The organism is Roseococcus thiosulfatophilus, from assembly GCF_017311575.1.
In the GTDB taxonomy this organism is placed as follows: domain Bacteria; phylum Pseudomonadota; class Alphaproteobacteria; order Acetobacterales; family Acetobacteraceae; genus Roseococcus; species Roseococcus thiosulfatophilus.
Genome location: NZ_JAFFQY010000004.1, coordinates 1 through 24,922 on the forward strand (window position 1 = coordinate 1; position 24,922 = coordinate 24,922).

Consider the following 24,922-nt stretch of genomic DNA (forward strand, 5'->3'; position numbering starts at 1 on the left):
CTAGTAGTTACCCACCCCAAACCCCCCCCCACACCGCCCCCGCCGCCAACACCCCATAAGCCGTAATCCCCAGCGCCACCGCCAAAAACTGCCCCGCCATCCCCATCCCCAGCACGTCGCTCAGCAGCCACCCGCCCACCACGGCAATCCCCAGCCGCGAAAAGCCCGCCACCACGGGCCAGCCCATCTTTCCCGCGCCCATCGCCGCGAAATACATGGCCATCCCCAGTCCGAAGCCGCCAAAGGCCGGGCCGATCCAGCGCAGCGCCTCCGCCGCGATGCGCGCCACCTCGGCGTCCGAGGCGAACAACTGGGAAAAGCCCATCGGCCACACCGCGACACTCACCCCGATGGCCGAGCACAGCGCCAGCGCCATGCCCCCGCCCACCCAGGCCGTGCGCCGCGCCGTCTCCCAATCGCCCCCGCCCACCGCGCGCCCCACCAGCGCGGTCAAGGCCGAGCCGACGCCGAACGCCAGCGGGATCATCATGAATTCCAGCCGCGCCGCCACGCCATAGGCCGCCACCGCCGCCGCGCCATGCACCGCCAGCCGCGCCGTGACGAGGATGGTCGTCATGTTCGCCACGAAGGCCAGCAAGCAGGCCGTGGCCCCCACGGCCAGGATGCGCTGGAACCGCGCCCAGCGCAGCGGCACCCGCAGCTTCACGGCGAAGCCCGCGGCCCCGCTCGCCACCACCGCCGCCATGACGCCCGCCGCCACCCAGAAGCACAGGGCGAAGGACAGCCCCAGCCCCACCAGCCCCATCCCCAGCGTGTCCGCCAGCAGGAAGCCCAGCGCGGGATAGGCCAGCCAGGCCAGGTTCAGCACCCGTGCCGCCAGCCCATGCCGCCCGCCGCCGCGCAGGATGGAGGCCAGCGTATTGGCCAGCCAGGCCGGAACGGCGCCCAGCCCGAACATCACCGCCGCATAGGGCGCGCCGGCCGCCGCAGCGACGGGCCCGCCGATCCAGCCCAGCACCGTCCAGGGGAACACCGCCAGCACCACCACGAACATCATGGCGAAGCCCAGCGCGATCAGCAGCGCGTGCAAGGCGAGCGCCGCCGCTTCCTCCGGCTGCTTCGCCCCCAGCGCGCGGGCGATGGCGCTGACCACGCCGCCGCCCATGGCCCCCGCCGACATCTGCCCCAGCAGCAGCGCGAAGGGCAGCACCACCGCCCAGCCCGCCAGCGCCTCGCGCCCCAGCCTGGCCGCGATCCAGGTCTCGATCAGCAGCGCCACCACCTGCAGCGCCGAGAGCAGCGTGGTCGGCGCCGCCAGCGCCAGGATGCGCCGGGCCAGCTCACCTGCGGTGGGCCTCATGCGAAGCGCTCCGCGGCGAAGGGCGAGAGGTCCGTATTCGGGGTCGGCCCCAGCATGGCGCCGGCGATCAGCGCGCCGGTCGGCGCCGAGGCCGTCAGCCCCAGATGCCCATGCCCGAAGGCGCACCACAGCCCGGGATGCGCGGCCACCTTCCCCATCACGGGCAAGGTGTCGGGCAGGCAGGGGCGGTGGCCCATCCAGTGCGGCTCAGCGCCCTCCGTGCGTGCCTGCGGGTAGACCTTCCGCAGATCCTCCAGCAGCAGGGCGGCGCGGGCCGCGGTGGGGGGCGCCTCAGTGCCGCCGAACTCGACGGTGCCGGCGATGCGCAGCCCGCCCTCCATGGGCGTGATGAAGGCCTTGCGGTCGGCCGGGACCAGGGGGCGCGTCGGCATGATGCCGGGGTCGGGCAGCATGACGTGATAGCCGCGCTGGCTCTCCAGCGGGATGCGGATGCCCAGGGGCGCCAGCAGCTTCGCGGACCAGGCGCCGGCGGCCAGCACCACGCGGTCGGCCAGCAGGGTCTCGCCGCCGGCGCGCACGCCCACCACGCGGGGGCCTTCGGTGGCCAGCGCCTCGACGGTCGCGCGACGTATGGTGCCGCCCATGCGCTCGATGCCGCGCGCCACGGTGCGGGCGTGGCGCAGCGGGTTCACGCAATGCCCCTGGTCGGGGAGGAAGATTCCGACCTGGTAGGTGTCGGACACCCCGGGTTCGAGGGCGAGGATGCCGGCGCGGTCCAGCACCTGCGTCACCTGGCCGTGTTCGCGGCGCAGCGCCCAGGCGGCGTCGTCCTTCCTGAGGTGCTCCGCATCCCGGTAGAGGTAGAGCTGGCCGTGCTCCTGGATCAGGTCCAGCGCGCCCTCGGCGGCGAGGATCTCGCGGTGGCGTTCTTCCGCGCCGTGCAGCAGCGTGGCCATGCCGGCGGCGATCTCGCGCACGCGCTCGGGCCTGGCGCTCAGCACGAAGCGCCACAGCCAGGGCAGCGCGGCGGGCCAGTAGCGGGCGGGGATGTGCAGCGCGCCCTTGGGGTCCAGCAGCATCCCCGGCACCTGCTTCAGCACCCCCGGCATGGCGAGCGGCGCGACCGACCCCGCCGAGATCGCCCCCGCATTGCCGGAAGAGGTTCCCTCGCCCGGCCCGTCGCGGTCCAGCACCGTGACCCGGGCCCCTCCGCGCGCCAGGTGCCAGCCCACGCAGAGGCCGACGATGCCGGCGCCCACGACGATCACATGTTGCGGAGGTTCCATGGGAAGGATGCTTGCCCAAACCAGGGCGCGCGTGAAGGCGTTGACCCCGCGCCCGCCCACGCGGAAGGTCCGGCAAGGGACAAGGAACACGCCATGAACGCCACGCACCAATCCGTCCGCGCGCAGATCACCTCCATCCTGCTGGCCTGGGGCAGCCCCGCGGCGCTGGCCGAGACCACGGCCGAGGTGATGACCGAGACGGATCTGATGGGCGTGGACAGCCACGGCATCTCGATGCTGATGGGCTATGAGGAATTGCTGCGGCTGGGGCAGTTGCGCATCGCCGGCCAGCCGCGCGTCGTGCGGGAATTCGGCGCCACGGCGCTGGTGGATGGCGGCGACGCGCTGGGCCACCCGCCCGCCGTGATGGCCATGCGGATGGCGGTGGAGAAGGCGCGCATCCATGGCATCGGCGCGGTGGGGGTGGTGAACAGCCACCATTTCGGCGCGGCAGGCTATTACGCGCGGATGGCGGCGGCCTCGGGCTTCGTGGGGATGGTGTTCTCCTCCACGCGCGGCATCAGCATGGTCCCGCCGCGCGGCGCGGAGCCGGTGCTGGGCACCAACCCCATCGCCTTCGCCGCGCCCAATGGGGAAGGCCAGCCGGTGGTGCTGGACATGGCCACCACCACCGTCGCGGCGAACAAGGTGAAGGTCTATCACCTGAAGGAGAAGGACGTCCCGCCCGGCTGGGTGGTGGATGGCGCGGGCAACCCCGTGACCGACCACGCGGCCGCCAACGACTACGTCTTCAAGCGCAAGGAGGGCGGGCTGACGCCGCTGGGCGAGCACAAGGGATACGGGCTGGCGCTGATGGTCCATATCCTGGCGGGGACGATGGTGGGCGCCAGCTTCTCGCCCATCCGCAACCGCAGCCAGCGCACGGATGAGCCCAACAATATCGGCCACATGATGCTGGCGCTGGACCCGCGCGCCTTCCGCGACATGGACGCCTATACGGCCGATATGGCGGGCGTGGTGGAGGTGCTGCGCGGCGCCCGCCCCGCCAACCCGGAGGAGCCCGTGCTGATCCCCGGTGACCCGGAGGATTTTTCCCGCGCGGAGCGGCTGGAGGCGGGCATCCCCATTCCGGCCAGCCTGGAGCGGCATGTGCGGGAGATTGCGGAACGGGCGGGGGTGCCGTTCGTGCTGGAGGCGGCGCCCGGCGCCTGAGGGCCGGGAACATCACCCCGCCGCCTTACTATCTTACCATCTTACGATCTTACCGCGGGGGAGGTGCCGACCCCGTGCGGCCATGCGGCGACGGCTTGGCTTCATGCCGGGAACGCCTTGAAAAGTCAAGAAAATCATAGCCTGCCACGGGCGCTGGAGCGGGTGCGGCGCTGCCACCTCCGCCAGGTAACGCCGTCTTGCGAGGATGCGCCGGCAAGGCCGGCGCCGCGCCCGGACCGACCGCGCGCTCAGCGCGCCTTACGCGGCGCGCAAGCCAAGCGGCCGGAGGCCGCGCCCGGCGTCTGAGGGCTTAAAAAATCATACCGAACGAAGTTCGGTATGAAAGCTCTTGGCCACGATCCGCCAGCCCTCGCTGGTCTTCAGCAACAGAAGAAAATCGGTGAAGTAGCGCGGCGGGATGCAGCAATTCACCTTCACGCAGGCCGCGTCATCGCCCGCCATGTCAATCGCCAGGATGCGGTCCTCGCGCGCCAGGCCCTGCGACTGCGGCGAGGGCCGGCCCTTAATGGCCGTCAGCCAATCGGCGCGGGGGAAGTCCACCACCTCGCCCTTGGGGGCGCTGTAGAGATGGGCGCAGGGGTGGAAGGCGGCGGCGATCTTCTCGGCATCGCCCTCGTGCAACCCGTCGAGATAGGTGCGGACCACGGCCTCGATGGCGGCGAGGGCGGGCAGGGTCATGGAACCTTCGGGCATCGTGTCCTCCTGTCGTGTTGCGGCCAGCATGCCACAGCCGCGGGGCTTCCGCACGCGGGGATGACGGGGGAGTATGCCCCGCAGGAGGAACACCCATGGCCCAACCAGCCCGCACGGCGACATGCGACCAGCACCCACCCCGCACGGAGACGGCGCCATGAAGGAGGTGCAGGCCCTGGTGTTCGACGTCTTCGGCACCGTCGTGGACTGGCGCAGCGGCGTGGCCCGCGCCCTGGCCGAGTTCCTGCCCGCCCGAGGCGGCGCGCACCTCGACCCCTTCGCGGTGGCCGATGCCTGGCGCCGCCGCTACCAGCCCGCCATGGAGGAATGCCGCGCCGGCCGCCGCCCCTTCACGCGGCTGGACGTGCTGCACCGGGAAAACCTGGAACTGGTGCTGAAGGACCACGGCATTGACCTCGCCTCCTGCACCGAGGCCGATCTGGACCACCTGAACCGCGCCTGGCACCGGCTGGACCCCTGGCCGGATGTGCTGCTCGGCCTGTCGCGGCTGCGGCGCAAATATTTCCTGGCGCCGGCGTCCAACGGCAACATCCTGCTGCTGGCGAACATGGCCAAGCGCGCGGGCATTCCCTGGGACGCGGTGCTGGGGGCCGAGGCCACCCAGGCCTACAAGCCGCAGCGCGAGGCCTATACGCGCACCGCCGAAATCCTGGGCCTGGCGCCGCACCAGGTCTGCCTGGTGGCCGCCCACAATGGCGATCTGCGCGCGGCGCGGAAGGCCGGGCTCGCCACCGCCTTCGTGGCGCGGCCGACGGAGCATGGGCCGGCGCAGGGCACGGACCTCACGGCCGAGGACCCGTGGGATTGCGTGGCGGAGAGCTTTGTGGACCTGGCGGCGAAGCTGGAGTGCTGACCGCGTCCGATCGCCGCAGGCGTGAATCGGCCGCGGTGGAAGATTGGTGGGGCAGGCGCTACGCCGCCTGCTTCGCCACCTTCAGCACGTTGGACACCAGCCCGCGTGCGGCCTTGATCCGCGCGTCGAAGGGCAGTTCGCGGGCCAGCACCATCTTCCCGTCCGGGCGCAGCACCACCACGCCCTTCTGCGCCTGGACCCAGTTCACGAGGCCGGCGGGGTTGGCGAAGCGGCCCTTGTGGAAGGCCAGCACCACGCCCTTGGGGCCGGCATCCACCTTCTCCACGCCGGCGGCGCGGCAGGCCAGTTTCAGCGCCACCACCTGCAGCAAATTCTCCACCTCGGGCGGGATGGGGCCGAAGCGGTCGGCGAGTTCCGCGGCCATGGCCTCCACCTCGCCCTCGGTCGCGAGGCCGCCGATGCGGCGGTAGAGGCCGAGGCGCACCGGCAATTCGGCCACATAGTTCTCCGGGATCAGCACGGCGAGGCCGAGGTTGATCTGCGGCGTGAAATTGCCCTCGCTCTCACGCTTGGCGCGGGAGCCGGCGCGCAAATCCGCCACCGCCTCCTCCAGCATCTCCTGGTAGAGCTCGATGCCGACCTCGCGGATCTGGCCCGACTGCTCCTCGCCCAGCAGGTTGCCCGCGCCGCGGATGTCGAGGTCGTGGCTGGCGAGGGTGAAGCCGGCGCCGAGATTGTCCAACGTCTGCATCACCTCCAGCCGCTTCTGCGAGGTGGGCGCCAGGCGGTGATGCGCGGGCCAGGTCAGGTAGGCATAGCCGCGCTGCTTGCCGCGCCCCACGCGCCCGCGCAGCTGGTAGAGCTGTCCGAGGCCGAACATGTCCGCGCGGTGGATGATGAGCGTGTTCACCGCCGGCATGTCGAGGCCGGATTCCACGATGTTGGTGGCGAGGAGGATGTCATATTTGCCATCCGCGAACTCGGTCATCACCTGTTCGAGCTCGGTGGCGGACAGCCTTCCATGCGCTTGGACCACGCGGGTTTCCGGAGCGATCTCGGCCAAGCGTTCGGCCATGCGCGCCATGTCCTCGATGCGCGGCACCACGCAGAAGATCTGTCCGCCGCGGAAGCGTTCGCGCTGGATGGCCTCGCGCAGCACCAGCCCGTCCCAGGGCATGATGAAGGTGCGGACGGCCAGGCGGTCCACGGGCGGGGTCGCGATCACGCTCATCTCGCGCACGCCGGACAGCGCCAGTTGCAGGGTGCGCGGGATGGGGGTGGCGGTCAGCGTCAGCACATGGACGCCGGCTTCGAGTTCCTTCAGGCGTTCCTTGTGCTTCACGCCGAAATGCTGCTCCTCGTCCACGATGACGAGGCCGAGATCGGCGAAGGAAATGCCCGTCCCCAGCAGCGCATGGGTGCCGACCACGATGTTCACGCTGCCATCGGCGAGCGCGGCCTTCACCTCGGCCGCCTCCTTCGCCGTCACCATGCGCGAGAGCTGCGCGATGCGCACCGGCAGCCCCTCGAAGCGCGCGGTGAAGGTGCGGAAATGCTGGCGGGCGAGCAGGGTGGTCGGCACCACCACCGCCACCTGGGAACCGGCCATGGCGACGGTGAAGGCGGCGCGCAGCGCCACCTCCGTCTTGCCGAAGCCCACATCGCCGCAGATCAGCCGGTCCATGGGGCGGCCGGCGGCGAGGTCTTCCAGCACGTCCGCGATGGCGCGCGCCTGGTCCTCGGTCTCGGCATAGGGGAAGCGGGCGCAGAACTCGTCATAGCTGCCCTCGGGGGGCGCGATGATGGGGGCTTCGCGCGTCTGCCGCTCGGCGGCCAGGCGGATGAGGCCGGCGGCCATGTCCGCGATGCGCTGCTTGGCCTTGGCCTTGCGCGCCTGCCAGGAGGCGCCGCCCAGCTTGTCCAGCGCGACACCCGCCGTCTCGGTGCCGAAGCGCGAGAGGATCTCGATGTTCTCGACCGGCACGAAGAGCTTGTCGCCGCCATCATAGATCAGCCGCAGGCAGTCATGCGGGGCGTTGCCCACGTCCAGCGTGGCCAGCCCGTCATAGCGGCCGATGCCGTGGTCGGCATGGACCAGCAGGTCGCCCACCTCGATCTGCGTGGCGTCGGCGATGAACTGGTCGGCGCGCTTGCGGCGGCGGGCGGGGCGGGCAATGCGCTCGCCCAGCAAGTCCTGCTCGGCCGTGATGGAGAGCCCGTCCGCGATGAAGCCGCGTTCCAGGCCGAGGATGCCCACACCGACCACGCCGGGGGCGAGCTTCTGGAAGGCGTAGTAGTCCTCCACCGGCTCGGCGGCCACGCGGTTCTCGCGCAGCAGCGTGACCAGCCGCTCGCGCGAGCCGCGGGTCCAGGCGGCCAGCATGGGGCGGCGGCCGCGGCCCTGCTCGGTCTCGGCATGGGCGGCATAGGCGCGGAAGACGTTCTCGCCCGCCTGGCGGATGTCCACGAAGAGGCGGCCGGGCCGCCCGCCGGCATCCATGCCGGCGGCGCCCGCGGCCTGGGCGAAGGGGGAGAAGCGCAGCACCTGCAACCCGTCCAGCATCGCATCCCAGCCGCGCCGGTCCAGATACAGCAGTCGCGGCGGGGCGGGGCGGTAGGGCACCTCGTTCTCGTTGAGGCGCGAAGGGGTGCGGCGGGCCTCGTAGTGGTCCGCGATCATTTCCAGGCGTGCGGCCAGCGCATCCTCCGCCTGGTGGTCCAGGCTGACGCTGGCGCCGGGGAGGTAGTCCAGCAGGGTTTCCATGGCCTCGTGGAAGAGGCCGGCCCAATGCTCCATGCCCGGGTGGCGGCGCCCGGCGCTGATGGAGGCGTAAAGCGGGTCCTCGGCCGAGGCGTTGCCGAACAATTCCCGGTAGCCGACGCGGAAGCGCTCGATGGAGGCGGGGTCGAGAAACACCTCGCCCACCGGGCGCAGCGTCAGCCGGTCCACCTGCGCGCCGGAACGCTGGGTGCCGGTGTCGAGCTTGCGCAGGCTTTCGATCTCGTCGCCGAAGAAATCAATGCGCAGCGGTTCCGCCTCGCCGGACGGGAACAGGTCCAGGATGCCGCCGCGCACCGCGTATTCGCCGGGCTCCATGACGGTCCCGGTGCGGTTGTAGCCATTGGTTTCCAGGAAGCCCGTGACGGCTTCGATCGCCGCCCGCCCGCCCTTGCGGAGGTTCAGCGCGGCGCCGGCGAAGACGGCGCGGGGCGGCACGCGCTGCACCAGCGCGTTCACCGTCGTCAGCACGATGCGCGGGCGGGCGGCGGGGGCCGCCAGTTCGGCCAGGGTCGCCACCCGTTCCGCCACGATCTCGGGGTTGGGCGAGACGCGGTCATAGGGCAGGCAATCCCAGGCCGGCAGGCGCAGGATCTCGGCCTCGGGCATGAAGAAGCCCAAAGCGTCCGCAAGGCGCGCCATGCGGGCATCGTCCCGGCACACATGCAGCACGGGCGCCTGGCTTTCCGCCCGGCGCGCCCGGATCAGCAGGGCGTCATAGCCCTCGGGCGTGCCATGGACGTCCAGCGTCATCGCAGATGGTCCGGCTTGCCGGCGCCGGGGGTGGCCGATTCGGCGGCGATCCGCAGCAGGAGGGGGCCACGGGCCTCGGCCGGGATGGGGCGGCGGCCGGAAAGCCAGTCCGCCAGGTCCACGTCCGGCATTTCCAGGATGGCCTCCAGCTCCTCCAGCGCGGCCGCGTCCAGGGTCGCGATGTGGCGGCGGACGAAGCCGCCCAGCATCAGGTCGCACTCCTTGGTGCCGCGGTGCAGGGCGCGGAACAGGAGGCGGCGTTGGCGGGGCGGAAGCTCGGGGGTTTCGTCAGTCGGGGTCACGGGTGGCATATAGGACCCTGTGTCCAATCCTGTCAGCCTCCCTGCCCTGTTCGCGCCCTTGGCCACCCTGCCCGGGGTGGGGCCGGCGCGCGCGGCGCTGATCGAGAAGGCGGCGGGGGGCGGGCGGGTGCTGGACCTTCTGTTCCACCTGCCGGAGCGCATCACCGAACGCGTGGCCGTGACCCGGCCGGAGGAGGCGCCGGAGGGGGTGGACGCCATCCTGGCCGTGACGCCGCTGGCAGCCCGCGCCGCGCAAAGCCGCGCCACCCGCCGCCGCTATGTGGAGGTCCGCACCGAACAGGGCGTCACCCTGCGCTTCATGGGCGGCTTCCTGGGCACGGTGGAGCGGCAATTGCCGCGCGGCATGCCCCGCTGGATCGCGGGGCGAATCCGGCCCGAGGGCGACGGGTTTTCCTGCATCAACCCCGAGGTGGCGGCGGACCCGGCGGCCCTGCCCACGCTGGAGGCCATCTGGCCGCTGACGGAGGGGCTGAAGCGCGGCCACCTGGCGCCGGCCATCCGCGCAGCCCTCGCCTTGCTGCCCGACCTGCCCGAATGGCATGACGCCCCCCTGCTGGCGCGGGAGAAATGGCCCGCTTTCCCCGCCGCCCTGCGCGCCCTGCACCTCCCCGACCGCCGCCCCGGCCCCGCCCCCTGGGAGCGTCTGGCCTATGACGAGGTGCTGGCGGACCAGCTGGCGCTCGCTTTGCTGCGGCGGCGCAACCGGGCTGTGCCGGGGCGCGCGCTGCGGGGGGATGGCAGGCTCCGCGCCCAGGCCCTCGCCCGCTTCGGCCATGAGCCCACGCCGGGGCAACGCATGGCGCTGGCCGAGATCGGCGCCGACATGGAAGCCCCGCACCGCATGCTGCGCCTGCTGCAGGGCGATGTGGGCTCAGGCAAGACCTTGGTGGCGGTGCTGGCCATGCTCCAGGCCGTCGAGGCCGGGGCGCAGGCGGCGCTGATGGCCCCCACGGAAATCCTGGCGCGGCAGCACCTCCGCACCCTGGAGGCGCTTGCCCCCGTGCCCGTCGCGCTTCTGGCCGGCAGCGTGAAGGGGGCGGAGCGGCGGCGCGTGCTGGCCGGTTTCGCGGACGGGTCCATCAAGCTCGCCATCGGCACCCATGCGCTGTTCCAGGAGGGGGTGGAGTTCCAGGACCTCGGCCTGGCCGTGGTGGATGAGCAGCACCGCTTCGGCGTGGCCCAGCGGCTGGAACTGGCCGCCAAGGGCCAGCGGGCGGACATGCTGGTGATGACCGCCACCCCCATCCCGCGCACCCTGCAATTGACGCTTTGGGGCGAGATGCAGGTGAGCCGCATCGGGGAGAAGCCGCGCGGGCGGCAGCCGATCGCGACGCGCGTGGTCAGCGCCGCCCGGCTGCCGGACGTGATCGAACGCCTCGACGCCGCGCTCGCACGGGGGGAGCGCGCCTATTGGGTGGTCCGCGCCATCACCGGCGGCGAGCATGATGACAGCATCGCCGCCGAAACCCGCTTCGCGGAACTTTCCGAACGCTTCCCGGGCCGCGTCGGCCTCGCGCATGGCGAGCTGGACATGCCCCTGCGCGAAGGCGCGCTGGCCGATTTCGCGGCCGGCCGCACGCAAATACTGGTGGCGACCACCGTCATCGAGGTGGGGGTGGACGTGCCCGAGGCGACCATCATTCTCATCGAGCAGGCGGAACGCTTCGGCCTTTCCGCCCTGCACCAGCTGCGCGGGCGGGTGGGGCGGGGGTCGCGCCCTTCCTCCTGCCTGCTGGTCCATTCCGAGGCATTGTCCGAGCGGGAAAAGGAACGCCTTCTGATCCTGCGCGACACCGAGGACGGCTTCGTGATCGCGGAGGAGGATTTGCGGATTCGCGGCGGCGGGGACGCGCTCGGCACCCGCCAGGCCGGGCAACAGCTCTACCGCCTGGCCCTGCGCGGCGAGGACGAGGCCGCGGCCCAGCGCGCCGCGGGGCGCATGCGCGACCTGATCGCCATGGCCGCGCAGGACGCCGAATTGCTGCTGCACCGCGACCCGGAGCTGCGAACCCCGCGCGGTGAGGCCGCCCGGACCCTGCTGGCGCTGTTCGGCAAGGCGGAGGCGGTGGCCTTCCTGGCGGCGGGTTGACCTTGCATTGCGGGTCAGGGCTTTTAAATCGGGCGCCGACAGGGAAGGGGGCATCGTGACCGCGCTGATCGAGATCGAGGGCCTGACGAAGCGCTTCGGCGGCTTCACCGCCGTGGATGGCGTGTCCTTCAACGTGGCGCGGGGCGAGGTGGTGGGCTTCCTCGGCCCCAATGGCGCCGGCAAATCCACCACCATGCGGATGCTGGCGGGCTTCATGCTGCCCAGCGAAGGCACGGCCCGCATCTGCGGCGAGGATGTGGTGGAACGCCCCGTCGCCGCGAAGCGCCATCTGGGCTTCCTGCCGGAGGGCGCGCCTACCTATCCCGAGATGGCCGTCGAGGATTTTCTGCGGTTCTGCGCGCGGATTCGCGGCGTGGGCCGGGCCGAGGTGGCCCGTGCCATGGCGCTGACGCAGCTGGAGGGCGTGCGGCTGCAACCCATCGAGACGCTGTCCAAGGGCTTCAAGCGCCGCGTGGGCCTCGCGCAATCCCTGCTGCATGACCCGCCGGTGCTGGTGCTGGACGAGCCGACCGACGGCCTCGACCCCAACCAGAAGCACGAGGTCCGCGCCCTGATCCGCGAGATGGCGCCGCAGAAGGCCATCATCATCTCGACGCATATCCTGGAGGAGGTGGGCGCGCTTTGCACGCGCGCCATCATCATCGCGCGCGGCCGCGTGCTGGCCGATGCGACGCCCGCCGCGCTGGTGGCCGATGGCCGCAGCATGGACGAGGTGTTCCGGGAACTCACCATGAGGGAAGCGGCATGAGGGCCATGCTCGCCGTCGCGCGGCGCGAATTCGCCGCCTATTTCGCGACCCCCGTCGCCACCGTCTTCATCGTGATCTTCCTGGTGATGTCGGGCACGCTGACCTTCACGGTGGGCGGCTTCTTCGCGCGCGGCCAGGCGGATCTGCTGCCCTTCTTCAACTTCGTGCCCTGGCTGTTCCTCTTCCTGGTGCCGGCGCTGACCATGCGCCTCTGGGCCGAGGAAAGGCGCCTGGGCACGGTGGAACTGCTGCTCACCTTGCCCATCACGACCGGGCAGGCGGTGGTGGGGAAATTCCTCGCCGCATGGGCCTTCTGCGCCGTGGCGCTGGCGCTGACCTTCCCGCTGGTCATCACCGTCAACTACCTGGGCGAGCCGGACAATGGCGTGATCCTGACCGGCTATCTCGGCTGCCTGATGGTGGCCGGCGCCTATCTCGCGGTGGGGGCGGCCATCTCGGCCATGACGCGCAACCAGGTCATCGCCTTCGTCCTCGCCGTGGCGGGGTGCTTCCTGTTCGCGGCGGCGGGCTCGACCATCGTGACCGAGTTCCTCTCCACCAACCTGCCCTGGCTGGCGGAGGTGGCGCGGGGGCTTTCCGTGGCCGAGCGCTTCGCGGGCTTCGCGCGCGGCGTGATCGCGGCGCGCGACGTGATCTTCTTCGCGAGCTTCATCGCGGTCTGGCTGCTGCTGAACGCCGCCATCCTCGAACACAGGAAGGCCGATTGATGCGCCGCACCCGTCTTGCCTTGTCCACGCTCGGCGTGCTGGCCGCGCTGCTGCTGGCCGTGGGCGTCAATCTGCTGGCCGACCGGCTGCTCTCCTCCGCGCGCCTCGATCTGACGGAGAACCGCCTCTACACCCTATCGCCCGGCACGCGGCAGGTGCTGGAGGGGCTGCGCGACCCGGTGACGCTGCGCTTCTTCTATTCGCGCCGCCTGGGCGCCGAGATCCCGCAATACGGCGCCTATGCCGAGCGCGTGCGCGACATGCTGCGCGAATATGTGGCGGCCTCGCGCGGGATGGTACGGCTGGAGCTCTACGACCCCGAGCCCTTCTCGGAGACGGAGGACCGCGCCATCGCGCTCGGCCTGCAGGGCGTCCCGCTGGACCAGGGCGGCGAGCAGGTCTTCTTCGGCGTGGCCGGCGCGAACCTCGTGGACACCGAGCGCGCCATCCCCTTCTTCCAGCCCGAGCGCGAACGCTTCCTGGAAGCGGATCTGACGCGGCTCGTCTTCGAATTGTCGAATCCGGAAAAGCCCGTGCTGGGCGTGCTCTCGCCCTTGCCGCTTTCGGGCGATCCGCGCGCGATGATGATGCGCCAGCCGCAGCTCGCCCAGCCCCAAATCGTGATCCGCCAGCTGCGCGAGGCCTATACGGTGCAGGAGCTGGGCTATGACGCCCAGGTGATCCCGCCCGAGGTGCAGGTGCTGCTGCTGGCCCACCCGCAGAACCTGCCGGAAGCGGCGCAATACGCCGTGGACCAGTTCGTCATGCGCGGCGGCCGCCTGATCGTGATGATAGACCCGCACAGCGAGATGCAGGCGACGCGCCCCGGCCCCACCGGCGCGCCGCCGACCGACACCGCCTCGCGCCTCGATCGCCTTCTGGAAGCCTGGGGCGTGGAGGCGCCGGCCGACCAGGTGGTGCTCGATTTGCGCGGCGCCTGGCGCGTGCGCGCCGGGCCCAATGAGCGCGTGCAGGCGGTGGACTACGTGGCCTGGTTCAACCTGCAGGGCGACAGTTTGAACCGCGAGGAGCAATCCACCGCGCTGCTGGAACAGGTGAGCGTGGCCTCCGCCGGGCATCTGCGCCCGCGTGAGGGCGCGGGGATCGAGTTCATCCCGCTGCTGACCAGCTCCGCGCAATCCATGCTGCTGGACGCGGCGCAGGTGCGGCGCGAGCCCTCGCCCACGCGCATCCTGGCGGAATTCCGCGCCGATGGGGAACGCCGGGTGATCGCGGCGCGCATCCGGGGCAACCTGCTCTCGGCCTTCCAGGACGGGCCGCCGGCCCTGCCGGAAGGCGCCACGCGGCCGGAGGGTTTTCCCGCCCACCTGGCGCGCAGCAACGGGCCCGCGAACCTTGTCGTCATCCATGACAGCGACATCCTGGAGGACCGCTTCTGGGTGCGCGTGCAGGAATTCTTCGGGCAGCAGACCATCGCGCCCTTCTCCAACAACGGACCCTTCGTGGTGAACCTGGCCGACAGCCTTTCGGGCAGCGACGCCATGATCGGCCTGCGTTCGCGCGGGGAAAGCCAGCGGCCCTTCGAGGTGGTGGAGGACATCCGCCGCCGCGCTGACGCCCAGTTCCGCCAGACCGAGCGGCAATTGACGGAACGCCTCCAGGCCACGGAGCGGCGCCTGCGCGAACTCCGCCAGGGCACACCGGGCGAGGGCGCGCGCAACACCAACCAGGTGGTCATCACCGAGGCGCAGCGCGCCGAGATCGAGCGCGCGCGCGAGGAGATCGCGGCCACGCGAAGGCAGCTGCGCGCCGTGCAGCTGGAGCTGCGGCGCGACATCGAGGCGCTGGACCGCAACCTGCGCATCCTGAACATCGTGGCGGTGCCGCTGCTGCTGACGGTGCTGGCCATCGTGCTGGGGCTGCTGCGCGCAAGGCGTCGCGCGGCGGCGCGCGCGTGATGCGACGGCGCAGCGTTCTCGTCATCGGCGGGCTGGGCGCCGCAGCCGTGGCGGCCGCCATCCTGCTGGCACCGGCGGGCGAGCGGCCGGGGCGATTCACGCCGGGCGCGCTGGCCTTCCCGGACCTCGCCACGCGGCTGCCCCAGGCGGCGCGCGTCGAGATCATCCGCAATGCCGAGCGCAGCACGATGCTGCGCGCAGGCGAGGGTTGGGTGGTCGAGGAACTGGCGCTCTACCCGGCGCGCGTGCCGAAGCTGCGCGAATTGCTGTCGGGTGTGAGCGAGTTGCGCCTCGTCGAGGAACGCACCAGCGACCCGGCCTTGCACGCGCGCCTCGGCGTGGATGACCCCACTTCGCCCGGCAGCACCGCCACGCGGCTGCGCGTGCTGGACGCGCAGGGCGGCGTGATCCTGGATGTGATCCTCGGCACGCGCCGCACCCGCCCCCAGGCGCAGGTGCCGGACGCCATCTTCCTGCGCCGCGAGGGCGAGGCGCGGTCCTGGCTCGCCGAAGGCCGCGTGGTGCCCGATGGCGACCCGCATCTCTGGGTGGACCGCGAGATCGCCATGCTGGCCCCCGACCGCCTGCGCCGCGTGGAGATCCGCCGCGCGGGCGAGCCGGAACTCGTGCTGGAACGCGCCGGGGAGGTGGATGCGCCCCTGCGCGTGATCACGCCCGCCGAAGCCCCCGGCACCGCGCCCGCGGCGCTCGAGGATGTGGGCCGCGCCTTCGACCTGCTGACCTTCACCGATGTCCGCCCGGCCACCGCGCTGGAAGGCCAGGCGCTGGGCGAGGCCCGCTTCACCTACACCGACGAGGTGAACATCACCGCCTGGCCGCGAATGCTGGACGGGCAGCTCTGGCTGGTGCTGCGCGCCGATGGCGGCCCGGAGGCCCAGGCGCTGCACGCCCGCTGGCAGGGCTGGGCCTACCGCGTGGGCGACTGGAAGGAGAAGGCGCTGGTCCCGCGCCTCGCCGACCTGCTGCCCTGATGTCCCGCGAATACCCGGACCGCCCCTGGATCGGCATCGGCGTCATCGCCTTCCGGGGCGAGGAGGTGCTGCTGGTCCGGCGCGGCAAGCCGCCGCGCATCGGCTCCTGGTCGCTGCCCGGCGGCGCGCAGCACCTGGGTGAGACGACGCAGGAGGCGGCGCGGCGCGAACTCCTGGAGGAGACCGGTATCGAAGTCGGCCCCCTGCTGCTGGCCGATGTGGTGGATGCGGTGACGCATGATGACGCGGGCGCGGTGCGCTACCACTACACCATCGTGGACTTCTGCGGCGAATGGACGGGCGGCGAGGCAAGGCCCGGCGATGACGTGGACGCGGTGGCCTGGGCGCGGCCCGAGGCGCTGGATGGCTACGCGCTGACGCGCGAGGCGCGGGCGGTGATCGCCATCGCGCGCTTGCGCCTGCTTGCTGACGCGGCGGATTCACGTCTTCGGTGACTTCACCGAAGACGATCCGACGCTACCGCCGCCGCATCGCCCGCGTCAGCGCCACCACCGGCAGAAGCCCTGCCACCACGATGAGCAGCGCGGAGGTGCTGGCCTCCGCCAGGCGCTCATCGGAGGCGAGGTTGTAGACGCGCACCGCCAGGGTGTCGAAGTCGAAGGGCCGCACGATCAGCGTGGCCGGCAATTCCTTCATCGTGTCCACGAAGACCAGGATGGCCGCGGTGAAGATGGCCCCGCGCGAGAGCGGCAATTCCACCCGCCGCACCGCCTCGCCCGGCCCGCAACCCAAGGAGCGTGCGGCCATGCCGAAGGAGGGCTTGAGGCGCGTCAGCCCGCTCTCCACCGCCTGCAAGGCCACGCCCAGGAAGCGCGACAGATAGGCGAAGACCAGCGCCACGATGGTGCCCGACAGCAGCAGCCCCGTGCTGATGCCGAAGCTGGCGCGCATCCAGCCATCCAGCGCGTTGTCGAAAAGCCCGAAGGGCACCAGCACCCCCACCGCGATGACCGAGCCCGGCACGGCATAGCCGAGTGACACCACCCGGTTCGCCACGCGCTGCCCTCGCCCCGGGTGCAGCCGCGCCGCCCAGGCCAGCCAGGCGGCGATGATCACGGCCAGGACGGCGGTGATGGAAGCGAGCGTCAGCGAGTTCAGCAGGAAGGGCAGGAAGCGGCGCGGCGCCAGCGGGTCGCCCGCCTCCAGCATCAGGGCGAAGAGCGCGCCGGCCGGCACCAGGAAGCCCAGCGCCAGCGGCGCCAGGCAGGCCAGCAGCGCCAGCGCCGCCTTGAACCCGCGCAGCGGCACGGGCTGGAAGGGGGCGTGGCGCGTCGTCATGGGGTGGAAGCGGCGGCCGCCGCGGCTCGCGTGTTCCAGCGCCAGCAGCAGCGCCACGCACATCAGCAGCACGGCGGCGAGCTGGCTGGCGGCCCCACGGTCGGCCATGCCGAACCAGGCCTCGTAGATACCGGTGGTGAAGGTGCGCAGGCCGAAATACTGCACCGTGCCGAAATCGGCGAAGGTCTCCATCAGCACCAGCGCCACGCCCGCCGCCAGCGCGGGCCGCGCCAGGGGCAGCGCCACATGCCAGAACACGCGCGAGAGCGAATGGCCCAGCGTGCGCGAGACCTCCACCAGGCAGGTGGATTGCGCGAGGAAGGCCGCGCGGCACAGCAGGTAGACATAGGGGTAGAGCACCATGGAGAGCACCAGCGCCGCCCCCTCCAGGCTGCGCATCTCCGGGAACCAGTATTCGCCGAAGCGCAGCCCCGTCGCCTCGCGCAGGGTGGACTGCACGGGGCCGGCCACGTCCATCAGCCAGGTCCAGGCATAGCCGGCGACATAGGCGGGCATCGCCAGGGGCAGCAGCAGCGCCACCTCCAGAACCCGGTGGCCCGGGAAGCGGCAGCAGGTGACGAGCCAGGCGGTGACGGCCCCCGCGCTGCCGGCCAGCAGCGCCACCAGCAGGCCCAGCACCAGGGTGGTGGCCAGCATCTCGGGCAGGAAGGTGGTGGCAATGTGCCACCACACGGCGCCGGCGGGCGTCACGGCCGCCGCCAGAACCGCGCCGATGGGCATGGCCAGCACCAGCGCCACCAGCAGCGTCAGCCGCGCCCAGAAGGGGGCGCGGCGCGGACGCGCCAAAGCGGGGGTGGCGGTGGTTGCGCTCATGGGAAGGTGCGAGGCATTCTCATCTCGCGCAGCCTTACCCCAAGGCGGCCGGGCCCGCCATGCCCCGGCGGGTCACCCCTTCTTGTTCTTGCGCGCTTCCCATTCCGCCATGGTCAGGCGGGGCACCTCCACCCGGTCGGTCGTGCGGGCATACCAGCCGCGGCCATGCATGCGGCCCACGAGGTCGAGCTTGGGGGTATCAATGTAGTGGCGGGCGGGGTCCATCACCGCGTCGTCGCGCACATGCATGCCGACCACGCGGCCCAGCACGATGGTGTGCTCCCCGGCCTCGACCAGCTGGAAGGTCTCGCATTCCAGGGCCACGGGGCTCTCGCCGATGCGGGGCGGCTTCACCTTGCTGGACGGCACCTGGGTCAGTTCCGCCTCGGCCAGCTCGTCCACGCCGGGGGCGAAGTCGGTGGCCGTGATGTTCATGTGCTGGATGTGGGAATAGGGCACGAGGCAGACGACGAACTGGCCCGTGGCCTTGATGTTCGCCAGCGTGTCCTTGGGGCTGCCCTCGGGCCGCGGCCCGCAGCCGATGCCGACCACGACGGGGTTGGAGGAAAAGGCATTGAAGAAGGAATAGGGGGCGGCGTTCACCACGCCGGCCTCGTCCTGCGTCACGACCCAGGCGATGGGGCGCGGCACCACGGTGCTGACCACCAGCTTGTAGCAGTCGGCGGGGGACATCTTCTCGAAATCGAACATCATGGGCGGTGGCCTCCGGTTGGTGGCCGCAAGTTGGGCGGGGGCGCCCGGCCTGTCGAGGGGGTGGCGTTCATCCTCGCTTAAGCGGGGCAGGCGATCCTGGGTCCGATCGGCCTGCGAGGAAAACCCATGCGTCTGTTCAACAACCTGCGTGTCGCGACGAAATTGTCCATCAGCGCGGGCCTGACCATCACCTTGCTGACGGCGCTCGCCGCGGCCGTGATGTTCCAGGCCCATCAGCTCGAACGCGCCAATGGCGAGGCCCGGCAGGGCAGCGAGGCCCGGCAATACTCCATCGAGGTCGGCCAGCAGATCTGGCGCGCCTACAGCCATGAGCGCGGCGTGGTCCTGGCCCAGTCGGAGGCCGAGCTGGAGCGCGAGGCCGAAGGCCAGCGCCGGGCCATGGCCGATGCCTCCGCCGCGCTGGGGGCCGCGCGGGACCGTGCGGGCACGGCCGGCGCCAACATCCTGGCGGCGCTTTCCGCCGCCGAGGCCCGGCTGCGCGAGATGGAGGCGCTGGCCGCCTCCCTGGTGCAGGCGCGCGCCGCGCTGCTGGCCACGCGCGACGGGGAATTCTTCGCCCGCCAGCCCGATTTCGACCATGCGGTGGAAGCCGCCAACGCCAATGTGCAGTTCGCCGCCGAGGGCGAGCAGCGCGAGGAGCTGCGCGACACGCTGAACACCTATGTGCAGGCGGTGAACGACGCACGGCTCAGCGCCCAGCGCTACCTCGCCACCGGGGATGCGGGGGCGGTCAACCGGCTGCGGCGCGCGGCCGCGCAGTCGCGCGTGCATGGGCGGCGCTTCGCCTCCCAGGTGCCGGAGAGCATGCGCTTCGAGGCGGAGCGCCTGACCAATGCCGGTGCCGCCGTGGCCAGCGCGGCCGAGGCGCTGGCCACCCGCAATGCCGAGATCGAGGCCATCCAATCCGAACGCCTGGCCCCGGCGCGCGAGGCGCTGACGGGCACGCTGGACACCGCGGGCGCGGGGCTGCGCGCCAGCAGCGAGGACCTGGCCGCGGAGGCCATGCACAGCGCCTCCGTGCTGCAGCAGGTGGTGGTGGTGACGGGCGGCGTCATCGTGGCCTTCATGCTGGCCTTCGCCTTCCTGACCACGCGGGCCATCGCCACGCCGCTGGCCCGGCTGGCCGGCGCCATCCGCGACATCGCGGCGGGCGACACCTCGGCCCCCGTGCCGCATCAGGACCGCCAGGACGAGATCGGCCGCATCGCCGGCGCGCTGGAGGGGCTGCGCGGCGAGGTCCGCAAGGCCTTCGCCCAGGGCCAGATGCTGGAACAGCTCAACCTGGGCGTCATGACGGCCAACCCGCAGGATGATTTCCGCATCACCTATGTGAACCCCGAGGCCGTGCGCGTGATCCGCGCGGTGGAGCATGTGTTGCCGGTGAAGGCCGATGCGCTGATGGGCGCCAGCATGGACGTGTTCCACAAGAACCCCGCGCATCAGCGCGACATGATGGCGGATGACCGCCATCTGCCCCACCGCACCCGCATCAGCCTGGGCGGCGAGGTGATCGAGCTGAACGTCACCGCCATCCGGGACCGCGAGGGCCGCTACATGGGCCCCATGCTGACCTGGCAGCTGGTGACGGCCCAGGCCCGCCTGGCGGACAGCTTCGAGGTGGAGGTCGGCGGGGTGGTGGACGCCGTGGCCAATGCGGCGGGCCAGATGCAGACCTCCGCCAACGGGCTGACCCAGGCGGCCTCGCTGTCGGGCCGCGAGGCGGAGGCGGTGGCCGAGGCCTCGGCCCGCGCCGGCGCCGATGTGCAGGCGGTGGCCGCGAGTGCGGAGGAACTGGCCGCCTCGGTGGCCGAGATTACGCGCCAGGTCTCCGAGGGCGCGCAGGTGGCGCGGAGCGCGGCCGAGGAGGCGCGGGCGACCGACGGCACGGTGCAGGGCCTGGCCCAGGCCGCGCAGCGCATCGGCGATGTGGTGCGGCTGATCAGCGACATCGCCGGCCAGACGAACCTGCTGGCGCTGAATGCCACCATCGAGGCGGCGCGCGCCGGTGAGGCCGGCAAGGGCTTCGCGGTGGTGGCCAGCGAGGTGAAGAACCTCGCCGCCCAGACCGCCAAGGCGACCGAGGAGATCGCGGCGCAGATCGGCGGCATCCAGGGCACGACGGAGCAGGCGGTATCGGCGCTGCGCTCCATCACCGCCACCATCGAGCGCATGAACGAGGTGACGGCCGCCATCGCCGCCGCGGTGGAGGAACAGGGCGCCGCCACGCGCGAGATCGCCCGCAGCGCCACGCTGGTCGCCGACGGCACGGCCGTGGTGGCGCGCCGCATCGAGGATGTGCGCCGCGTCTCGGGCGAGACGGGCGGGGCCGCCGGGCATGTGCTGGAAGCGGCCAACGATCTGGCGCAGCAGGCCGGTTCGCTGCGCGGCAAGGCCTCGGAGTTCCTGCGGCAGGTGCGCGCCTGAACTAACCCGCCGCGAGCGGGTGGTGCTCGGCCAGCACCGCCCGCAGCTTCTCCTCCATCACGCGCGTGTAGATCTGCGTGGTGGCGATGTCGGCATGGCCCAGCAGCATTTGCAGGCTGCGAAGGTCGGCGCCGCGCGCCAGAAGGTGCGTGGCGAAGGAATGGCGCAGCACATGGGGGCTGATGCGCTCGGGGTCCAGCCCCGCCGCCTCGGCCGCCTGCTTCAGCAGCAGCCCCACGCTCTGCCGCGTCATGTGGCCATTGGCCCCGCGCGAGGGCAGCAGATAGCGCCCGGTGCGCGGCTTGCCCTTCGTGCGCTCCACCAGCCCCGCCCGCGCCTGGGCCGCCGCCTCCTTCGCGCGGCGGGAGAGGGGCACCAGCCGTTCCCGCCCGCCCTTGCCGCGCACCATGACCAGCGGCGTGTCCTCGCGCAGCGCGCCGGCCGGCAGCGTCACCAGTTCGGAAACGCGCAGGCCGGAGGCATAGATCATCTCGATCGCGGCCACGGCCAGGGCGGCCTTTTCGCCCGGAAGGGTCTCGGCGCCGGCCAGCAGGGCCTGCACCTCGGCCTCGGTCAGCGCGCGGGGGAGGGGGGCGGGCAGCTTGGGGCTGTCCAGCAGCTCGGTCGGGTCGTCGGCGCGGTGGCCCTCGCGCGCCAGGAAGCGGAAGAACTGCCGCAGCGCGGAGAGGCGCCGCGCCTGGGTGCGGGGCGAAAGCCCGATGGCGGCCAGGCCGCGCAGATACTGACGCAGCGAATCGGGGCCCGCTGTCGCCAGGTCACCGCCCAGCGCCACCAGCGCATCCTCCAGGTCGCGGCGGTAGGCGTCGGTGGTGTTGCGGGCGGCGCCGCGCTCGGCCGCCATCATCTCCAGGAAGGCCTCGAGCAGCGCGCCGGACACGCTACCTCACCTGGAAGCGATCATTCGGAATGATGCGCTCCACCGCGGTGGGCGTCACGGGCGGCGGGAAGGCGGCGAACCACAGCACGGCCCCCGCGGCACCCAGCAGCAGCAGCAGGATCAAGGTCAGGATGGGGCGGCGGAACATGATGGGCGGTGCGTCCCCTCGCGCGAACAGGCCGGTGTGCTACCTTCCGTCGCCGTGTCACGCAACCTCGCCCCCCTGAGCCCTGTTCCCGAAACGCCATCCGCGCGCAGCATCGTGCTGGTGGGCATGCCGGGCGCCGGCAAATCCTCCATCGGCAAACGCTTGGCGGCGCGCTGGGGCATGCCGTTTCTGGACGCCGATTCGGAAATCGAGGCGGCGGCCGGCATCCCCATCACCGAAATCTTCGCCCGCTATGGCGAGGCGCATTTCCGCGAGGGCGAACGCCGCGTCATCGCCCGCCTGCTGGCGCGGAAGGAGCCCATCGTGCTGGCGACCGGCGGCGGCGCCTGGGTGGACCCCGTCACGCGCGAAGCGGTGCGCGAGGCGGGCGCGCTCTCCGTCTGGTTGAAGTGCCGCCTCTCCGTGCTGCTGCGCCGCGTGGCGGGGCGGGAGCATCGCCCCATGTTCCAGAACGCCGATCCGCGCGCGGTGCTGGAGCGCCTGATGGCGCAACGCCACCCGAGCTATGCCGAGGCCGACATCACCTTGCTCTGCACCGACGAGAACCCCGAGACCACCACGCGCCGCCTCGCCGAGGCCATCGCCGCGCACCGCCCGCCCGCGCGCATGCAGGTGGCGCTGGCGCGCGGCGCCTATGACATCCTGATCGGCCCCGGCCTTTTGCGCCGCGCCGGCGCCGAGATCGCGCAGCGGGTGGAAGGCCGCCGCGCGGTCGTGGTCAGTGATGCCGCGGTGGGGCCGCTGCACCTGCCCGCGCTGCGCGAGGGGCTGGCGGATGGCGGCATCCAGCTCGCCGCCGAAATCCTGGTGCCGCCGGGCGAGGCCAGCAAATCCTTCGCGGAATTCGAACGAGTGGTGGACGCCATCCTCTCCGCGCGCGCGGATCGTCGTCTGGTGGTGATCGCGCTCGGCGGCGGCGTGGTGGGGGATCTCGCGGGCTTCGCGGCGGCCTCCGTGCTGCGCGGCCTGCCCTTCGTGCAATGCCCCACCACTTTGCTGGCGCAGGTGGACAGTTCGGTGGGCGGCAAGACGGGCATCAACACCGCGCATGGCAAGAATTTGGTGGGCGCCTTCCACCAGCCGAAGCTGGTGCTGGCCGATACCGCCACGCTGGCCACCCTGCCGCCGCGCGAATTGCGCGCGGGCTGGGCGGAGGTGGCCAAGCACGGACTGCTGCAAGGCCCGCTCTGGGATTGGTGCGAGGCCAATGGCGCGGCGGCGATGCAGGGCGACCCCGCGGCCCTGACCCATGCCGTGCTGGAAAGCTGCCGCCTCAAGGCCGGCGTGGTGGCGGAGGATGAGTTCGAGACCAAGCCCGAGGGCGGCCGCGCGCTGCTCAACCTCGGCCACACCTTCGGCCACGCGCTGGAGGCCGAATGCGGCTATGGCGGCGAATTGCTGCATGGCGAGGCGGTGGCGGTGGGCCTCGGCCTCGCCGCCGAGATCTCCGCGCGCATGGGGCTGTGCAGCCAGGAATGGCCCGGTCGCGTGCGCGAACACCTGCGCGAGGTGGGGCTGCCCGCCCGTATCGCCTCCCTGTCGCGCGGGTTTTCCGCCACGCGCCTCATCGCGCGGATGAAGGCCGACAAGAAGGCACGCGAGGGCGCCATGCGCTTCGTGCTGCTGCGCGGCGCGGGCGAGGCCTTCACCGATTCCTCGGTGCAGGAAGACGCCGTGCGCCGCCTGCTGATGGATGAAGGATGTTCCGAATGACTGAGACGAACCTGCAGGTCCTGCTGCGCCGCCGTCCCCAGGGCGCGCCCGTGCCCGAGGATTTCGAGGTGGTGGAAACCGCCCCGCCCACGCCCGGCCCGGGCCAGGTGCTGGTCCGCGCGCGCTTCCTCAGCCTCGACCCCTATATGCGCGGGCGGATGAGCGACGCGAAGAGCTACGCGAAGCCCGTGGCGCTCGGCGCCGTCATGGAAGGGGCCACGGTGGGCGAGGTCGTCACCTCCAACGACCCCGGCTTCAAGCCAGGTGATGTGGTGATGGGCGGCCAGGGCTGGCAGCGCTTCTGCGTGATGGATGCGGCGCGGCTGCGGAAGGTGGACACGTCCGTCGCGCCGCTTTCGGCCTATCTCGGCCTGCTGGGCATGCCGGGGCTGACGGCCTGGGTCGGGCTTGAGGATATCGGCACGCCCAAGGCCGGTGAAACCGTCGTGGTCAGCGCCGCCTCCGGCGCCGTGGGCCAGGTGGTGGGGCAGTTGGCCAAGGCGCGCGGCTGCCGCGTGGTGGGCATCGCGGGCGGCCAGGCCAAGTGCGACTTCGTGGTGAAGGAGCTGGGCTTCGACGCCTGCCTCGACCACCGCCAGCCGCTCAACCCGCAGCTCGACGCCGCCTGCCCGGATGGCATTGATGTTTATTGGGAAAACGTGGGTGGCCATGTGCAGGAAGCGGTCTTCCCCCGCTTCAATGATTTCGGCCGGATGGTGATGTGCGGGATGATCGCGCAATACAACATCGCCCCCGGCGCCGATGCGGCCGGCGCGCCGCCCGGCCCCAATCTCGGCCCCGTGGTGCGCAAGCGGCTCCGCATCCAGGGCTTCATCGTCAGCGATACGGGCTGGCCCCGCTATGACGCCTTCCTGGCGGAGATGACGCCGCTGATCGCCCAGGGCCGCATGCGTTGGCGCGAGGATGTGGCCGACGGCCTGGCCGCCGCGCCGCGTGCCTTCATCGGCCTGTTGCAGGGCGAAAACTTCGGCAAGCTGGTCGTTCGCATCGGCTGAGTTGCGCGCGGGGCCACAAGGCCCCGCGCAGGTTCTCTTCGACACAATTCGGGCGTTTTTTCGGAACCCGCGCGCCGGTCGCGGGTTGGTTCAGCACGGGCCGCCCACGCGGCGGCACCGTAGCGGGGGCCTCAGCCGATGACGGCGACGCCCACCCCAAGACCAAGGGACCCGTGCACCAACGCGCCGCAA

At 71.7% G+C, this 24,922-nt stretch carries 20 protein-coding genes; 11 read left to right on the forward strand and 9 right to left on the reverse strand.

All coding sequences use genetic code 11. The annotated features are described in order from the left end of the window. Window positions 1-7 precede the first annotated feature (7 nt). Both JTN19_RS02385 and JTN19_RS02390 read right to left on the reverse strand, forming a co-directional pair. Window positions 8-1,321: an MATE family efflux transporter gene (locus JTN19_RS02385; protein ID WP_206930022.1), complete on the reverse strand. Its 1,314-nt coding sequence runs from the start codon at window positions 1,319-1,321 to the stop codon at window positions 8-10. Next, on the reverse strand, window positions 1,318-2,568 hold the full coding sequence (locus tag JTN19_RS02390; protein ID WP_206930031.1) for an NAD(P)/FAD-dependent oxidoreductase: 1,251 nt from the start codon (window positions 2,566-2,568) through the stop codon (window positions 1,318-1,320). Before JTN19_RS02390 ends, JTN19_RS02385 begins: the two co-directional genes overlap by 4 nt. 93 nt (window positions 2,569-2,661) lie before the next feature. Here JTN19_RS02390 and JTN19_RS02395 point away from each other — a divergent pair, with 93 nt between their 5' ends. Beyond that, window positions 2,662-3,741 carry an Ldh family oxidoreductase gene (locus JTN19_RS02395; protein WP_206930032.1) on the forward strand — a complete coding sequence of 360 codons (1,080 nt, stop codon included), beginning with the start codon at window positions 2,662-2,664 and terminating at the stop codon, window positions 3,739-3,741. 318 nt (window positions 3,742-4,059) lie between these two features. Here the strand turns inward: JTN19_RS02395 and JTN19_RS02400 are convergent, their stop codons facing one another. Further along, a complete protein-coding gene (locus tag JTN19_RS02400) occupies window positions 4,060-4,455 on the reverse strand; it encodes a nuclear transport factor 2 family protein (RefSeq protein WP_206930034.1) in 396 nt (131 codons plus the stop codon). 157 nt (window positions 4,456-4,612) lie between these two features. Here JTN19_RS02400 and JTN19_RS02405 point away from each other — a divergent pair, with 157 nt between their 5' ends. Continuing rightward, a complete protein-coding gene (locus JTN19_RS02405; protein WP_206930041.1) occupies window positions 4,613-5,329 on the forward strand; it encodes a haloacid dehalogenase type II in 717 nt (238 codons plus the stop codon). A 58-nt stretch (window positions 5,330-5,387) separates the two neighbouring features. Here the strand turns inward: JTN19_RS02405 and mfd are convergent, their stop codons facing one another. Both mfd and JTN19_RS02415 read right to left on the reverse strand, forming a co-directional pair. Continuing rightward, on the reverse strand, window positions 5,388-8,822 hold the full coding sequence (gene mfd / locus JTN19_RS02410) for a transcription-repair coupling factor (RefSeq protein ID WP_206930043.1): 3,435 nt from the start codon (window positions 8,820-8,822) through the stop codon (window positions 5,388-5,390). Beyond that, complete coding sequence (locus JTN19_RS02415) at window positions 8,819-9,124, reverse strand: FAD assembly factor SdhE (RefSeq protein WP_340643263.1); 306 nt, start codon at window positions 9,122-9,124, stop codon at window positions 8,819-8,821. The genes mfd and JTN19_RS02415 overlap by 4 nt, the downstream gene beginning before the upstream one ends. A gap of 19 nt (window positions 9,125-9,143) precedes the next feature. On the opposite strand from JTN19_RS02415, the gene recG reads away from it, so the two are divergent. From recG to JTN19_RS02445, 6 genes are read left to right on the forward strand one after another with little or no spacing between them, the layout of a single operon-like run. Continuing rightward, the gene (gene recG / locus JTN19_RS02420) at window positions 9,144-11,234 is read left to right on the forward strand and encodes an ATP-dependent DNA helicase RecG (RefSeq protein WP_206930046.1); all 2,091 of its coding nucleotides are present in this window, start codon (window positions 9,144-9,146) and stop codon (window positions 11,232-11,234) included. A 55-nt stretch (window positions 11,235-11,289) separates the two neighbouring features. Further along, the gene (locus JTN19_RS02425) at window positions 11,290-12,003 is read left to right on the forward strand and encodes an ATP-binding cassette domain-containing protein (protein WP_206930048.1); all 714 of its coding nucleotides are present in this window, start codon (window positions 11,290-11,292) and stop codon (window positions 12,001-12,003) included. Further along, a complete protein-coding gene (locus JTN19_RS02430) occupies window positions 12,000-12,731 on the forward strand; it encodes an ABC transporter permease subunit (RefSeq protein ID WP_206930050.1) in 732 nt (243 codons plus the stop codon). Before JTN19_RS02425 ends, JTN19_RS02430 begins: the two co-directional genes overlap by 4 nt. Further along, window positions 12,731-14,650 (forward strand): Gldg family protein, encoded by a 1,920-nt coding sequence (locus JTN19_RS02435; protein WP_206930052.1) that lies wholly within the window; start codon window positions 12,731-12,733, stop codon window positions 14,648-14,650. The genes JTN19_RS02430 and JTN19_RS02435 overlap by 1 nt, the downstream gene beginning before the upstream one ends. Then, window positions 14,650-15,642, forward strand: coding sequence for a DUF4340 domain-containing protein (locus JTN19_RS02440; RefSeq protein ID WP_206930054.1), 993 nt, complete (start codon window positions 14,650-14,652; stop codon window positions 15,640-15,642). Before JTN19_RS02435 ends, JTN19_RS02440 begins: the two co-directional genes overlap by 1 nt. Beyond that, window positions 15,642-16,097, forward strand: a complete 456-nt coding sequence (locus tag JTN19_RS02445) for an NUDIX hydrolase (protein WP_206930056.1) — start codon at window positions 15,642-15,644, stop codon at window positions 16,095-16,097. The genes JTN19_RS02440 and JTN19_RS02445 overlap by 1 nt, the downstream gene beginning before the upstream one ends. A 22-nt stretch (window positions 16,098-16,119) precedes the next feature. Here the strand turns inward: JTN19_RS02445 and JTN19_RS02450 are convergent, their stop codons facing one another. Continuing rightward, window positions 16,120-17,775 (reverse strand): ABC transporter permease, encoded by a 1,656-nt coding sequence (locus JTN19_RS02450; protein WP_206930057.1) that lies wholly within the window; start codon window positions 17,773-17,775, stop codon window positions 16,120-16,122. A gap of 72 nt (window positions 17,776-17,847) precedes the next feature. Continuing rightward, complete coding sequence (locus JTN19_RS02455; protein ID WP_206930059.1) at window positions 17,848-18,489, reverse strand: flavin reductase family protein; 642 nt, start codon at window positions 18,487-18,489, stop codon at window positions 17,848-17,850. Window positions 18,490-18,615: 126 nt separating this feature from the next. Between JTN19_RS02455 and JTN19_RS02460 the strand changes: the two genes are divergently transcribed. Further along, complete coding sequence (locus JTN19_RS02460) at window positions 18,616-20,934, forward strand: methyl-accepting chemotaxis protein (protein ID WP_206930061.1); 2,319 nt, start codon at window positions 18,616-18,618, stop codon at window positions 20,932-20,934. Between the two features lies 1 nt (window position 20,935). Here the strand turns inward: JTN19_RS02460 and JTN19_RS02465 are convergent, their stop codons facing one another. Beyond that, entirely contained in the window at window positions 20,936-21,832 is an 897-nt protein-coding gene (locus tag JTN19_RS02465; protein ID WP_206930072.1) for a tyrosine recombinase, read from the reverse strand. Window position 21,833: 1 nt separating this feature from the next. After that, the gene (locus tag JTN19_RS02470; protein ID WP_184382349.1) at window positions 21,834-21,980 is read right to left on the reverse strand and encodes a hypothetical protein; all 147 of its coding nucleotides are present in this window, start codon (window positions 21,978-21,980) and stop codon (window positions 21,834-21,836) included. A gap of 54 nt (window positions 21,981-22,034) precedes the next feature. On the opposite strand from JTN19_RS02470, the gene aroB reads away from it, so the two are divergent. Together aroB and JTN19_RS02480 are read left to right on the forward strand one after the other, a co-directional pair. Beyond that, a complete protein-coding gene (gene aroB, locus JTN19_RS02475) occupies window positions 22,035-23,714 on the forward strand; it encodes a 3-dehydroquinate synthase (protein WP_340643264.1) in 1,680 nt (559 codons plus the stop codon). Continuing rightward, entirely contained in the window at window positions 23,711-24,730 is a 1,020-nt protein-coding gene (locus JTN19_RS02480) for an NADP-dependent oxidoreductase (RefSeq protein ID WP_278008334.1), read from the forward strand. Before aroB ends, JTN19_RS02480 begins: the two co-directional genes overlap by 4 nt. Window positions 24,731-24,922: the final 192 nt, after the last annotated feature.

Coding starts and splice junctions, on each gene's coding strand:
- JTN19_RS02435 (WP_206930052.1), top strand. CDS start 12,731: ATGCGCCGCACCCGTCTTGCCTTGTCCACGCTCGGCGTGCTGGCCGCG.
- JTN19_RS02385 (WP_206930022.1), bottom strand. CDS start 1,321: ATGAGGCCCACCGCAGGTGAGCTGGCCCGGCGCATCCTGGCGCTGGCG.
- JTN19_RS02470 (WP_184382349.1), bottom strand. CDS start 21,980: ATGTTCCGCCGCCCCATCCTGACCTTGATCCTGCTGCTGCTGCTGGGT.
- JTN19_RS02455 (WP_206930059.1), bottom strand. CDS start 18,489: ATGATGTTCGATTTCGAGAAGATGTCCCCCGCCGACTGCTACAAGCTG.
- JTN19_RS02400 (WP_206930034.1), bottom strand. CDS start 4,455: ATGCCCGAAGGTTCCATGACCCTGCCCGCCCTCGCCGCCATCGAGGCC.
- JTN19_RS02460 (WP_206930061.1), top strand. CDS start 18,616: ATGCGTCTGTTCAACAACCTGCGTGTCGCGACGAAATTGTCCATCAGC.
- mfd (WP_206930043.1), bottom strand. CDS start 8,822: ATGACGCTGGACGTCCATGGCACGCCCGAGGGCTATGACGCCCTGCTG.
- JTN19_RS02445 (WP_206930056.1), top strand. CDS start 15,642: ATGTCCCGCGAATACCCGGACCGCCCCTGGATCGGCATCGGCGTCATC.
- JTN19_RS02440 (WP_206930054.1), top strand. CDS start 14,650: ATGCGACGGCGCAGCGTTCTCGTCATCGGCGGGCTGGGCGCCGCAGCC.
- JTN19_RS02480 (WP_278008334.1), top strand. CDS start 23,711: ATGACTGAGACGAACCTGCAGGTCCTGCTGCGCCGCCGTCCCCAGGGC.
- JTN19_RS02430 (WP_206930050.1), top strand. CDS start 12,000: ATGAGGGCCATGCTCGCCGTCGCGCGGCGCGAATTCGCCGCCTATTTC.
- JTN19_RS02405 (WP_206930041.1), top strand. CDS start 4,613: ATGAAGGAGGTGCAGGCCCTGGTGTTCGACGTCTTCGGCACCGTCGTG.
- JTN19_RS02450 (WP_206930057.1), bottom strand. CDS start 17,775: ATGAGCGCAACCACCGCCACCCCCGCTTTGGCGCGTCCGCGCCGCGCC.
- JTN19_RS02390 (WP_206930031.1), bottom strand. CDS start 2,568: ATGGAACCTCCGCAACATGTGATCGTCGTGGGCGCCGGCATCGTCGGC.
- JTN19_RS02395 (WP_206930032.1), top strand. CDS start 2,662: ATGAACGCCACGCACCAATCCGTCCGCGCGCAGATCACCTCCATCCTG.